The 12,341-nt window shown below is 48.7% G+C and carries 10 protein-coding genes and 5 tRNA genes; 1 reads left to right on the top strand and 14 read right to left on the bottom strand.

Annotated features, from left to right (window positions below; translation table 11 throughout):
* The 5 genes from rpoB to rplK form a co-directional block, all read right to left on the bottom strand.
* Positions 1-2,332: DNA-directed RNA polymerase subunit beta (gene rpoB / locus Q0577_RS21245; protein ID WP_298739940.1), on the bottom strand; the 2,332-nt coding region annotated here is incomplete at its 3' end.
* Between the two features lie 198 nt (positions 2,333-2,530).
* Positions 2,531-2,908 carry a 50S ribosomal protein L7/L12 gene (gene rplL, locus Q0577_RS21240; RefSeq protein WP_298739938.1) on the bottom strand — a complete coding sequence of 126 codons (378 nt, stop codon included), beginning with the start codon at positions 2,906-2,908 and terminating at the stop codon, positions 2,531-2,533.
* A gap of 148 nt (positions 2,909-3,056) precedes the next feature.
* Positions 3,057-3,572 (bottom strand): 50S ribosomal protein L10, encoded by a 516-nt coding sequence (gene rplJ / locus Q0577_RS21235; protein WP_298739936.1) that lies wholly within the window; start codon positions 3,570-3,572, stop codon positions 3,057-3,059.
* Positions 3,573-3,613: 41 nt separating this feature from the next.
* On the bottom strand, positions 3,614-4,303 hold the full coding sequence (rplA, locus tag Q0577_RS21230) for a 50S ribosomal protein L1 (RefSeq protein WP_298739934.1): 690 nt from the start codon (positions 4,301-4,303) through the stop codon (positions 3,614-3,616).
* A 47-nt stretch (positions 4,304-4,350) separates the two neighbouring features.
* On the bottom strand, positions 4,351-4,794 hold the full coding sequence (gene rplK, locus Q0577_RS21225; RefSeq protein WP_298739932.1) for a 50S ribosomal protein L11: 444 nt from the start codon (positions 4,792-4,794) through the stop codon (positions 4,351-4,353).
* Between the two features lie 350 nt (positions 4,795-5,144).
* Between rplK and Q0577_RS21220 the strand changes: the two genes are divergently transcribed.
* Positions 5,145-5,720 carry a DUF1579 domain-containing protein gene (locus Q0577_RS21220; RefSeq protein ID WP_298739931.1) on the top strand — a complete coding sequence of 192 codons (576 nt, stop codon included), beginning with the start codon at positions 5,145-5,147 and terminating at the stop codon, positions 5,718-5,720.
* Positions 5,721-5,833: 113 nt separating this feature from the next.
* Here Q0577_RS21220 and Q0577_RS21215 read toward each other — a convergent pair whose 3' ends face one another.
* From Q0577_RS21215 to Q0577_RS21175, 9 genes are all read right to left on the bottom strand, one after another.
* Positions 5,834-9,307, bottom strand: a complete 3,474-nt coding sequence (locus tag Q0577_RS21215) for a hypothetical protein (RefSeq protein WP_298739929.1) — start codon at positions 9,305-9,307, stop codon at positions 5,834-5,836.
* Between the two features lie 197 nt (positions 9,308-9,504).
* The gene (gene nusG, locus Q0577_RS21210; protein ID WP_298739928.1) at positions 9,505-10,071 is read right to left on the bottom strand and encodes a transcription termination/antitermination protein NusG; all 567 of its coding nucleotides are present in this window, start codon (positions 10,069-10,071) and stop codon (positions 9,505-9,507) included.
* A gap of 2 nt (positions 10,072-10,073) precedes the next feature.
* Complete coding sequence (secE, locus tag Q0577_RS21205; protein ID WP_298739927.1) at positions 10,074-10,265, bottom strand: preprotein translocase subunit SecE; 192 nt, start codon at positions 10,263-10,265, stop codon at positions 10,074-10,076.
* Between the two features lie 77 nt (positions 10,266-10,342).
* Positions 10,343-10,413: transfer RNA gene (locus tag Q0577_RS21200), tRNA-Trp, on the bottom strand.
* 112 nt (positions 10,414-10,525) lie between these two features.
* Positions 10,526-11,713 (bottom strand): elongation factor Tu, encoded by a 1,188-nt coding sequence (gene tuf, locus Q0577_RS21195; RefSeq protein ID WP_298739925.1) that lies wholly within the window; start codon positions 11,711-11,713, stop codon positions 10,526-10,528.
* Between the two features lie 70 nt (positions 11,714-11,783).
* Positions 11,784-11,866: transfer RNA gene (locus Q0577_RS21190), tRNA-OTHER, on the bottom strand.
* 53 nt (positions 11,867-11,919) lie between these two features.
* Positions 11,920-11,994: transfer RNA gene (locus Q0577_RS21185), tRNA-Thr, on the bottom strand.
* 96 nt (positions 11,995-12,090) lie between these two features.
* Positions 12,091-12,163: transfer RNA gene (locus tag Q0577_RS21180), tRNA-Gly, on the bottom strand.
* Between the two features lie 97 nt (positions 12,164-12,260).
* Positions 12,261-12,340, bottom strand: a tRNA-Tyr gene (locus Q0577_RS21175).
* Between the last annotated feature and the right edge of the window lies 1 nt (position 12,341).

The following is a 12,341-nucleotide window of genomic DNA, read 5'->3' as shown; positions in this document are numbered from 1 at the left end:
AGTTGTAACCTTTCCAGGGCATGAAGGCCACTTTCAGGTTACGGCCCAGGGCCAGCTCGCCACCGCGGGTAGCGTAGCCTTCGGTGAGGAAGTCGCCTTCCACCACATGCTGTCCTTTCTTCACACAGGGGCGAAGGTTGATACAGGTGCTCTGGTTGGTCTTCACAAATTTGGTGAGGCGGTAGATCTTGAGATCATCTTCAAAGCTCACCAGTTTCTGCATTTCGTCGCGCTCGTAGCGTACGTGTATTTCGTTGGCGTCAACGAATTCCACCACGCCTTTACCTTCTGCAGTGATCTGCAGACGGGAGTCGCGCGCAGCTTTTGCTTCCAGACCGGTACCAACGATGGGCACTTCCGGTGCTATCAGCGGTACAGCCTGGCGTTGCATGTTTGATCCCATCAGCGCACGGTTGGCGTCATCGTGCTCAAGGAAGGGGATCAGGGAGGCGCTCAAACCAACGATCTGGTTGGGGGCAACGTCCATGTATTCCACTTCTTCCCTGTCAAGGATCGGGAAATCACCGGTTTCACGGGATTTCACCTTATCATTTACAAAGTGTCCTTTTTCATCCAGCAGGGCATTTGCCTGGGCGATCTTCACGAGGTCTTCTTCTTCAGCGCTCAGGAACTCAACCTTTTCCATATCCACCTGGCCTTCTTTTACTTTGCGGTAAGGCGTTTCAATGAAGCCCATATCATTCACCTTGGCGTGTACGCACAGGGTGGAGATCAGACCGATGTTGGGGCCTTCCGGTGTTTCGATGGTACAAAGGCGGCCGTAGTGGCTATAGTGTACGTCACGCACCTCGAAGCCTGCCCTTTCACGGCTCAAACCGCCGGGGCCCAGCGCAGAGATACGGCGCTTGTGTGTAATTTCAGACAAGGGATTCGTCTGATCGAGGAATTGTGACAGCTGGGAGGTCCCGAAGAAGGAGTTGATTACGGAAGACAGTGTTCTTGCGTTGATCAGGTCTACCGGGGTGAACACTTCGTTGTCACGTACGTTCATACGTTCGCGGATGGTACGGGCCATACGGGCCAGACCTACACCGAACTGGGCGTACAGCTGTTCGCCCACGGTACGTACACGGCGGTTGCTCAGGTGATCGATATCATCTATTTCAGCTTTACCGTTGGTAAGTTGTACCAGGTATTTGATGATGGCGATGATATCTTCCTTGGTCAGTACCTTCATATCCAGGCTGGTATTGAGGCCCAGCTTGCGGTTAATTTTGTACCGGCCTACGTCGCCGAGGTCGTAACGTTTATCGGAGAAGAATAATTTATCGATGATACCCCTTGCTGTTTCATCATCCGGCGCATCGGCACCGCGCAGCTGGCGGTAGATGTGCTGAACGGCTTCCAGCTCGGAGTTAGATGTATCCTTATTTAAAGTGTTGTAGATAATGGAGAAGTCGCCGCTCACCTCTTCTTTCTGCACGAACACGCTTTTCACTCCCATATCCACGATGGTTTCGATATTGGCTTCATCGAGGATGCTGTCACGCTCCAGCATGATCTCGTTACGCTCAATACTTACCACTTCACCGGTATCTTCATCCACGAAGTCTTCTACCCAGCTTCTCAATACACGGGCGGCCAGCTTTTTGCCGGCGTATTTATCTAGACTTTTCTTGTCTGCTTTTACTTCGTCAGCCATGCCAAACAGCTGCAGGATGTCCTTATCTGTTTCATAGCCGATGGCACGCAACAGGGTGGTAACCGGGAATTTCTTCTTACGGTCGATGTACGCGTACATCACGTTGTTGATATCTGTTGCAAACTCCATCCAGGCGCCCTTGAACGGGATCACCCTGGCAGAGTAGATCTTGGTACCGTTCGGATGTATGGATTGTCCAAAGAACACACCGGGGGAACGATGCAGCTGTGATACTACCACGCGTTCTGCACCATTGATAACGAAAGTACCTCTGGGGGTCATGTACGGGATGTTTCCGAGGAATACATCCTGAACAATGGTCTGGAAGTCTACGTGTTCCTCATCGTTACAGCTCAGGCGCAGCTTGGCCTTCAGCGGTACGGAGTAGGTAAGCCCTCTTTCAATACACTCTTCAATCGTATAGCGCGGCGGATCCACGAAATAATCAAGGAACTCCAGATTGAAGATATTGCGTGTATCCGTTATCGGGAAGTTTTCCTTGAATACTTTAAAAAGGCCTTCGTTGTTCCGCTTATCTGGTGTGGTTTCTAACTGGAAGAAATCCTTGAAAGATTGAATTTGGATGGCCAACAGATCCGGTGTCTCCGTCACTTGTTTGATCTTTCCAAAATTAACTCTTTCGTTTGCTTGGGCTTTTTTTAGAGACATATTCGAAGTTAGCAGTTATATGACTTGTATAAATTGTGAACAGAAATTCACAACGTAATCCGGGAAGTTAAGACTTCTTAGTCAATATACCATCAAATCTTACTTTAGCGGGCTGAGAAAAACAACCTTCCCAAAGGGATAAAGGCCAAAAGTGCAAGTAGCACTTTTGACCTTAAATGAGGTATATTAAGCAAAGAATTACTGAATCTCAACTTCAGCACCTGCTTCAGTCAGCTTAGCTTTCAGGTCTTCTGCTTCGGCTTTGTTAACGCCTTCTTTAACTGGTTTCGGTGCACCGTCTACCAGTTCTTTAGCTTCTTTCAGACCCAGACCGGTCAGATCTTTAACGATCTTAACCACGTTCAGCTTGCTGGCACCAGCGCTCTTCAGGATAACGTTGAAGGAAGTTTTTTCTTCAGCAGCACCGCCGGCTCCGCCATCAGCGCCACCAGCTACTACTACAGCAGCTGCTGCCGGTTCGATACCGTATTCGGTTTTCAGTACATCTGCGAGTTCCTGTACTTCCTTAACAGTTAAGCCTACCAATTGTTCGGCCAATGCTTTTACGTCTGCCATTGTATAATGTTTTTTAGATAGTTTGTTTTAAAATGTTGTTTACACGAGAGTGTTTATATAGTGACTTGGAAGCCATTTTTGAGCTGTCAGCTTTGGGCTTTTAGCTGTTAGTAAAATGCTAATAGCTAAATGCTAAGGACTAATAGCTTTATTCTGCCGGAGCGCCCGCTTCTTCTTTCTTTGCTTTTTCCAGCAAAGCGGAAATTACGCGGCTGGCAGGAGACTGCAGCAGGCCGATAACTTCGCCGATAAGCTCGTTCTTGGTTTTGATACGCACCAGGGCGGCCAGCTGGTTATCACCGCTGTACACTTCATCAGCTACGAAGGCAGCTTTCAGTACAGGCTTTTCGCTGTTGCTCTCCTTACGGAAGGAAGAGATGATCACTGCAGGCTCTTTCGGGCTGTCAGAGAACAGCAGGGCAGTTACGCCGTTCAGCGCATCAAATACGCCGCTGTATTTCTCAGCATCCAGGGATTCCAGCGCCTTACGGATCAGCGTGTTCTTAGCCACTTTCATTTCAACATTCTTGTCGAAACACACCCTTCTCAGCTTGTTCACCTGCTCTACGGTCAGTGATTCCGTATTGGTGATATAGAAGTTGCTATATTGAGAGAACTTGCCTTTCAGCAGTTCGATAACCTCATTCTTTTGATCTTTGTTCATTGCTTTTCTCGTTTGCAATCAGTCTGCCGGTGGCTGCCTGATTAGATTTGAACAGATTTAGTGTCTATGATGATACCCGGGCTCATGGTGCTGGCCATAGATAAACCTTTCAGGTAAGTACCCTTGGCAGTGGACGGTTTCAGCTTCACGATCGCATTGATCAGCTCCTGGGAGTTCTGCTCCAGTTTTTCAGGAGTAAAGGAAATACGGCCAACAGAAGCATGGATGATACCAGCTTTATCTACCTTAAAGGTGATCTTACCGCCTTTTACCTCGGTCACAGCAGCTGCTACATCATTGGTAACAGTACCTGTTTTCGGGTTCGGCATCAGGTTACGGGGACCCAGGATCTTACCGAGCTTACCGATCTTAGGCATTACGGACGGAGTAGCCACGATTACGTCTACATCGGTCCAGCCGCTTTCAATCTTCTGGATAAACTCATCCAAACCTACAAAGTCAGCGCCGGCGTTCTTAGCGTCAGCTTCTTTTTCGGGTGTGCAAAGCACCAGTACCCTTTTGGTCTTACCGGTACCGTGGGGAAGCGTTACAGAACCACGGATAGCCTGGTCAGCCTTCTTAGGATCAACGCCTAAGCGGATATGCAGATCGACAGAACTGTCGAACTTAGTACAGTTAATATCTTTTACAAGGGAGGAAGCATCTTTCAGGCTGTACGATTTGTTTTTGTCCACCTTTGCTTCAGCCGCTTTTCTTTTTTTAGTTGCCATTTGTCAATGTTTTTGAAGATTTCCCCGTAGAACGAGGGTTGACATAATTAGTTTTCCCAAGGAGCTTTACCATCTACGGTGATACCCATACTGCGGGCAGTACCGGCTACCATGGTCATAGCGCTTTCCAGCTTAAAGCAGTTCAGGTCGGCCATCTTATCTTTGGCAATAGCCTCGATCTGTGCCCAGTTTACCTTACCCACCTTATTACGGTTAGGCTCTTTGGAACCACCTTGCAACTTTGCAGCTTCCAGTAATTGTACTGCTGCCGGCGGCGTCTTAATAACAAAATCAAAGGATTTGTCGGTGTACACGGTCAGCAATACAGGCAGTACCTTACCCATCTTGTCCTGGGTACGGGCATTGAACTGCTTGCAGAATTCCATGATATTCACACCTTTGGAACCTAATGCAGGTCCGATCGGAGGTGCAGGGTTGGCCTGGCCACCCTTTACCTGCAATTTCACATACGTTGCAATCTCTTTTGCCATAGTGTTTGTTTTAATTTGGTGAAAACGCCCCGCTCGCTGCGAAGCTCCCAAACTAAAAGGTGTTAAAATTTAACCTTTTAATTAAATTTTGCCTTTTAAAGGGGATGCAAAGGTAGATAATAATATTAAGATGGCAAAAAGATTTTGAAGTTGGGCACTCTTTTTGCTTACAGGATAAAATTTTTACAATTCTATTGCAATTCTCCCCCATTCTCATGCGCGCTCCCGGTTTTGCCCGCTTCATCACCGGTCCATTCCTGTTTTTTGACAGCACAGAACCGCAAAGATACCAATAATTATCCACACCAAAAGTTATCAGTAACTTTAGGTCACACGTAAACACATACTTTATGAAATGTCTGTTGTTAACAGCCTCCCTGTTGCTCCTGCTGCTCCACCATCCCGCGCAGGCACAATCAGCAGAGGATCAGGCTGCCCAAAAAGCATGGATGGAGTATATGACCCCAGGCCCCAGTCACCAGATGTTATCTAAAGCAGACGGGGAATGGACCTACGAGATGTCTGCCTGGATGAAACCGGGCACCGATCCCATGAAAAGCACCGGCTCCTGTGTCAACAAAATGGTCCTGGGTGGTCGCTACCAGGAGTCCAGGGTCAACGGCACCTTTATGGACCAGCCCTTTGAAGGCTGGGGCAGCACCGGTTACGACAACGCCAAAAAGAAGTTTGTCAGCACCTGGATGGACAATATGGGCACCGGACTTATGTACATGGAAGGCGATTATGATGAGGCTTCCAAAACCATCACCCTCACCGGCAACATGCTGGACCCCATGACCGGGAAAGACTGCCCCATAAAAGAGACCATCAAATGGGTGGATGACAACACCCAGGTAATGGAGATGTTTACCACGGTAGACGGAAAAGAGTTCAAAAGCATGGAGTTGACGTTTAAACGCAAATAGCGGCTTTGCAAAATTCCAATTCCAGGTCCCAAATTCCAGATTCCAAGCGTGGAGAATATAGCAAAGATCATTTGGGATTTAGAACCTGGAATTTGGATTTTGGATTTTGACCATTACTCCTCTCCCCGGTAAGATGGGGTTTTGAGATTGCGTAACAGCTTAGGCAGTAATGGCAGCAGGCTGCTGAGGGTGGTGAGCAAGACCAGCATCTTCTTTGAAATATCTTCCTGGGTCAGGAAAATAAAGGCGCCCACCGCCAGGATCACCACCAGTAAAGGTGTACGCAGGGATTCCCACAGGCTTTGGGCCTGGTACTCCTTACGCAGCAGGGCAGTTTCCGGTGTCTGACGTTGTTCCAGGATAAACTGGCGGAAAACCGGGTCTTTTACAATGATCATCCCGTCGCAGATGCAAAGCGGCTGCCCCTCCCCTGTCAATGTACTGATCTCCATCACATTCCGGTAATTGGCCAGGCCATCACTTACCAGGTCCAGCAGGATGATCCGCTGCCTGCCGGAGAAACGGTTCCAGCGGCTGCGGAATAGCCCGCTTTTCTGCCGCTGCAGCAGGATCATTTCACGGATCTCCCCGTCTGTCTGCTGCACATCTTCCGGACACTCTTTTGCCCTGGCACCAAAGAGGCGTACAAAATCCAGCAGGAATACCCTTGATACCGTGCTCCTGATCAGCGCGTACAGTCCGCCCAATACCACCAGCACCGCCAGTATCAGCATCGTAACATGGTCTTTATTGCTTAAAAAGAGATAGCGGGGAGGAAGGGTCATGGTGATCCGGAAGGCCTTTACCCCATCAGGATAAGCGCCGGGAGCCAGTACATAGTGCAATACCTGCTCATTGCCTTGCTGCTCCCAGTACCAGCTGCTGTCTGAAGCCTGGTTCAATACAGGGTAATGCGAAGGCTTGTCATAGTCCATATCTATATAAGCGGTAATACGGCTGTAAAAACGTTCCGTGGCCCGGGGCACCAGCATGGGAATGCTATCCACCGGCAGCTCCGGCTTGATGCCACAGGGACGGATCCCGTAAATCCCCTGGCGCCAGCAGCGCTCCGTGTAGTAATCTGTTACCTTGCAGTCAATCTTACCGAAATTCTTCAGCAAGCCGAGGAAAGCCGGCCTTCTCCTGTCCAGCGCCACTGCCATCCCTAATTGTTGTTTTTTTACAGACTGCTCTATCTCACGGTTGTGGGCATACCAGGTGAACACCATCATGGGCAACACCCCCAGGCAGAGCGCCAGCAACAGCACAAAAAGGCTGTAATGCCGCAGACTGGCGGACGGTGGCTCCGGCGCCTCCTCCCTGCCAATCGCGCTACGTTCTCCGGGAGCCAGCCATAATACAGCTGTCAGTACGATCAGTACTCCCTGGAATAACCAGAACATATAGCCGCAACGACCGCTGCCCAGGTCAAGCCGCCAGAAAACAGCCAGGCTGTACATCAGCATTAGCAGGAGGTAAAGCCCTGCTTTCCGTCTTGCCCGCACATCGCCAGGGAATTCATGGTACAAGCGGTAGGCATACAGCACAACCAGTACATTCAGGGGCGACAGCAATCCCAGCGCAAAAGTCACATAATCGGTAAAAAGCCTGCCAAACACCCCCAGTGACAATAGCACCATCAGGTAAACCATCATGAACCGCAGCCCTTTCTTATAAACCGGTGTATCATCTCCCCTGGGTACGATCCAGGTAAAACGGGCTGCCAGCGGATCGCGGTACAGGAGTGAACGCCGGGAAAAACCATGATTAGCCAGTAGCCATAATACTACCAGCAGAAAAGTAAATACGGTGAAGGTTAGGGAGAAAGCCAGGATACGCAGGTTCACCGGCGACATGAAATTGTTGTCATAATAAGTGACCAGGAAATAGGAGCGCCGCGACAGGGGATGCATTACCAGGCGCTGAGATAAGGGGCGCAGGTGCACCGTATGTTCCTTTCCATAACAATGCACATTACCCAGGGTGGTTTCCTGCCTGCTGTTAATGGCGCCAATAAGGGCGTCTGCATTATCTGTTTCATCCAGAAAATTCTCTTTCAGGCTTCTGTCAGGCTCCGCATGCACATATACCTTTCCCCTGTTGTCGATGATACAGAAACCATAACCAGGGGGCAATACGGTATTGAGCACTGCATACATCCTGGTAGAGAAGGTGAGCAGCAACATACTGTCTACCTGGCTTCTGGTTGCAAAATTGATCACAAAATCTCCTCTCGACCAGCTGATCACCGGCGCCATCAGGGTAACGGTTGAATCTTCCCGCCTGTCTTCCTTATTCTGGGCAAAGAATTTAAAATAATCCCTGTCCTTTACATCAATGAACATGGCCCTGGAGCCGGTTAATTGTATGCGCCATCGTTGATACCCGGAGTCGTTCACCCAGTTTACGCGCTCAAAATTGTAGTAAGGACGAACGCCGGTATCCGGACTGAAGGGAATGTGAAAGGTCTGGTCCATCCCATATACCTTCAGCGCAGGCTTTCCATCTGTGACGGTATCCGCGGTATACAGGGCCCTGTCCATCACCTGCATCTGGCGGCGGATCTCGCTGATCTCCTGCTGCATGGACCGCTCTATCTGCGCGGAAAGGCTCCGCAGTTCGCCGCCCGCTTCCAGGTACCCTCGCGCCAGCAGTAATAACTGTACAATGATCATGGTGATGATCGTCACCCCGCCAAATATGGCCAGGCCGAGTCCTGCCAGGTCTGCAAAGCGTATCTGCTCAAAGGGGCCCATGAGATAGATCTTCAGGAAAGGCAGGCTGATAAAGATCAGCAGTAGCAGGATGATCATCGGGTATACCAGGTATACGGGAATGCTGCCCAGGTCTTTCCGGTAATCGGATGCTTTCATCATGCCCACCAGCACCAGGTGTTCTTTATCGAGTGTAAAGGGAAAACAGAACAGTTTATACTGGATGCCCTGTATGTTGACGTCTGTGATCTGGGAAAAAGTAACGCCTTTATTCCTGGCCAGGATACTATCTGGTTCTATGCGGTCGTCCAGTCCTAGACTGTCATCCTGGTAAACAATGCTTCCCTGCAGACTGTCATGTTTCAGTATCAGGTAGTTGTCAAACAGTTCGTGCCTGTAGGAGAGGATATTGCCTACCAGTTTATGAACCGGCAGGCGCAATAAAGCATAAATACCTTTGCCTGGTGCGATCTCATATTCCAGCATATCACCTTTTACCCGGGTGATGGTGGCGGTATAGCGGGCAAAAGCGGGGTCGCGGGTATCCACCCCGCCATCGGTAAACTCAGGCTTCACCCGCTCCGGCAGGGCCTTGAGGGCCGATTCGATGTCACGGATGTTCTTGATACGAATATTATGGAATTCGCCGCTTACATAGTTGCTGTACAGCTTTACCAGGTCTGCATTCCGCTCGCCGATATTGCGGGTAATGGCGCTTAATATGCGGAATCCGTACTGGTGTAATCGCTGTTTGTTGCCGGGGATATAATAGAAGTAATAAAGGCCGAGTGCGGAGCCAAGCACAAACAGAATTACGACCACAATAAACATATTGCGCCGCTGGGGCAACAGCGCTTTTAACTGGGCCGACATGTTAGCTGAATTTGGGGTTGATGATTATCCGTTCTTTTTGCTATGCCTGCTCTAAAGTTATGCTGCTGTAAAGTTAAGCAATTGGGATTGTATGAGGATCAGGTATTTATACGGACCGGGACGGGGTTTTTCACGTAAAATAAGAACGCCACAACCTGTATAGATTGTGGCGCAAATAATATAAGGTACTGATCTGCCTAGGCGATCTTTTCTACCTGCATGAAGTTCAGCTCTACCGGGGTAGCGCGGCCGAAGATCTTTACGGTAACCTTCAGTTTTTTCTTGTCTTCGATCACTTCTTCGATAACGCCGTTGAAGTCATTGAACGGACCATCAATGATCTTAATGGTTTCACCAACGATGAAAGGTTCGCTCATGGTGATACCCTGATCGCTCATTTCGTCTACCTTACCGAGCATTTTATTTACTTCGGCTTTACGGAGGGCGATGGGATGATCTTTACCCAGGAAGTGTATCACGCCGGAAACGTTGCGGATAGATTGGATCACTTCATCGGTCATTTTACCGTCAATCGCTTCGATCATTACATACCCGGGATAGAAGTTCTTTTCGCGCATCACTTTTTTACCGGCCTGCACTTTATATACTTTTTCCACGGGCAGGAACACCTGGGTAATAACATTGCCCCAGTCTGAACGGCGCACCTCAATATCCAGGTACTCTTTCACCTTCTTTTCCTTCCCACTTACAACGCGGAGAACGTACCATTTTGTTTCCTGAGTAGGGTTATTGGATGCATCCATTGTTAAAACATTTTATAATATTGAGTAAGCACTACGTGGGAGAGTGCGTCCATTCCCCATACGATGAGAGTGATGATAACAGTGGCTATCAGCACGATCATGGTAGAGGACTGCAGCTCTTGCCATGTAGGCCAGGACACCTTATGAACCAGTTCGTGGTAGGATTCCTGGAAGTAGTTTCTGATCTTGTTCATGTTGTTTAAGTTAACCTTTAAGGTTACTGTAAATGGTGAAAAGTGAATAGTCAGACTATTCACCTTTACCTTATCAGCACGGGCAACAGGATTCGAACCCGTATCAACGGTTTTGGAGACCGCTATTCTACCATTGAACTATGCCCGTATAAAAAGCCATTAGCGGTGTGCGTCTTAGCTGTTAGCAAATCTACAACAAAACCCGCTAATCACTAATTGCTAAATGCTAATGGCTTTTTTATTGATTATAAGTGACTTACTTATTTGATGATCTCAGTTACCTGACCAGCACCTACTGTACGGCCACCTTCGCGGATAGCGAATTTCAGACCTTTATCCATAGCGATAGGCTGGATCAGTTTAACAGTCAGAGATACGTTATCACCAGGCATAACCATTTCAACACCAGCAGCCAGTTCAACTTCACCGGTTACGTCAGTAGTACGGAAGTAGAACTGAGGACGGTATTTGTTGAAGAACGGAGTGTGACGGCCACCTTCATCTTTGCTCAGTACGTAAACTTCGCATTTGAATTCAGTGTGCGGAGTGATAGAACCGGGTTTGCAGATAACCATACCACGACGGATCTGAGCTTTTTCAATACCACGCAGCAGCAGACCAGCGTTATCACCAGCTTCACCTTCGTCCAGCAGTTTTTTGAACATTTCCACACCTGTACAGGTAGAGGTCATTTTCTCAGGCTGCAGACCAACGATCTCAACGGGATCACCTACTTTAACGCGACCACGCTCGATACGACCGGTAGCTACGGTACCACGACCAGTGATAGAGAATACGTCTTCTACAGACATCAGGAACGCCTGATCAACCGGACGGGGAGGCAGCGGAATGTAGCTGTCTACAGCTTCCATCAGTTCATCGATAGCACCCACCCATTTAGCGTCGCCAGCCAGCGCACCGGTAGCAGAACCTTTGATGATGGGAGCGTTGTCACCGTCGAAACCGTTTTTAGACAGCAGATCACGGATCTCGATCTCAACCAGTTCCAGCAGTTCAGGATCATCAACCAGGTCAACCTTGTTCATGAACACAACTATACGGGGTACACCTACCTGTTTAGCCAGCAGGATGTGCTCCCTTGTTTGAGGCATAGGACCATCTGTAGCGGCAACCACCAGGATAGCACCGTCCATCTGAGCTGCACCAGTGATCATGTTTTTCACATAGTCAGCGTGGCCCGGACAGTCAACGTGAGCATAGTGACGGTTAGCTGTCTGATACTCTACGTGTGCTGTATTGATAGTGATACCTCTTTCTTTTTCTTCAGGAGCCGCATCGATCTCGTCATAACCTCTCTTCTCTGCCAGACCCTTGTTAGCCAAAATGGTTGTAATGGCAGCAGTCAAGGTAGTTTTACCGTGGTCCACGTGGCCGATGGTACCAATGTTTACGTGGGGTTTATCCCGCTTAAAGGTTTCTTTTGCCATTGTATTTTCTTTTTAGATGGTTTGTAAAGATTGTATTAATAGTTGTTTTTAAAACTGTTTTACAAACTTGCGCAGTTGATGAGAATTGAACTCATGTCTTACCCGGTTTACGAAAGCGAAATCCGGGGCTGCTCTACCACTGAGCTACAACGCTTAGTTATGCTAAACTTGATCAGCAGGTCCTACGGGAATTACTGAAACAATGTTGGAGCTGTTGATGAGAATTGAACTCACGACCTCTTCCTTACCAAGGAAGTGCTCTACCCCTGAGCTACAACAGCTGGTGAAAATCCTGAAAAATACAGCCATTGTATGACAACAGCTTTTACGATTAAGCCGGAGACAATCCGCCGGTTGGCGCATGAAACCTGCTACTGAGCGGGAGACGAGGTTCGAACCCGCGACCTACAGCTTGGAAGGCTGTCGCTCTACCAACTGAGCTACTCCCGCATTTGTATTATTTCAAAAGATCAATTCCAAAGAACAAACGTCATTCAACAACTAAGTTCCGCCTCTGCTTGTGGGCAAAAGCGGAACTCACCCTTGTTGGTGGGCAGGAGAGGATTCGAACCTCTGAAGTCGAAAGACAGCGGATTTACAGTCCGCCCCATTTGGCCGCTCTGGAACC

Source organism: uncultured Chitinophaga sp. (genome assembly GCF_937898475.1).
Taxonomy (GTDB): domain Bacteria; phylum Bacteroidota; class Bacteroidia; order Chitinophagales; family Chitinophagaceae; genus Chitinophaga.
The sequence above is the reverse complement of the archived record's forward strand: the minus strand, read 5'-3'. Positions and strand labels throughout refer to the sequence as shown.

Coding starts and splice junctions, on each gene's coding strand:
- rplL (WP_298739938.1), bottom strand. CDS start 2,908: ATGGCAGACGTAAAAGCATTGGCCGAACAATTGGTAGGCTTAACTGTT.
- rplJ (WP_298739936.1), bottom strand. CDS start 3,572: ATGAACAAAGATCAAAAGAATGAGGTTATCGAACTGCTGAAAGGCAAG.
- rplA (WP_298739934.1), bottom strand. CDS start 4,303: ATGGCAACTAAAAAAAGAAAAGCGGCTGAAGCAAAGGTGGACAAAAAC.
- rplK (WP_298739932.1), bottom strand. CDS start 4,794: ATGGCAAAAGAGATTGCAACGTATGTGAAATTGCAGGTAAAGGGTGGC.
- Q0577_RS21220 (WP_298739931.1), top strand. CDS start 5,145: ATGAAATGTCTGTTGTTAACAGCCTCCCTGTTGCTCCTGCTGCTCCAC.
- Q0577_RS21215 (WP_298739929.1), bottom strand. CDS start 9,307: ATGTCGGCCCAGTTAAAAGCGCTGTTGCCCCAGCGGCGCAATATGTTT.
- nusG (WP_298739928.1), bottom strand. CDS start 10,071: ATGGATGCATCCAATAACCCTACTCAGGAAACAAAATGGTACGTTCTC.
- secE (WP_298739927.1), bottom strand. CDS start 10,265: ATGAACAAGATCAGAAACTACTTCCAGGAATCCTACCACGAACTGGTT.
- tuf (WP_298739925.1), bottom strand. CDS start 11,713: ATGGCAAAAGAAACCTTTAAGCGGGATAAACCCCACGTAAACATTGGT.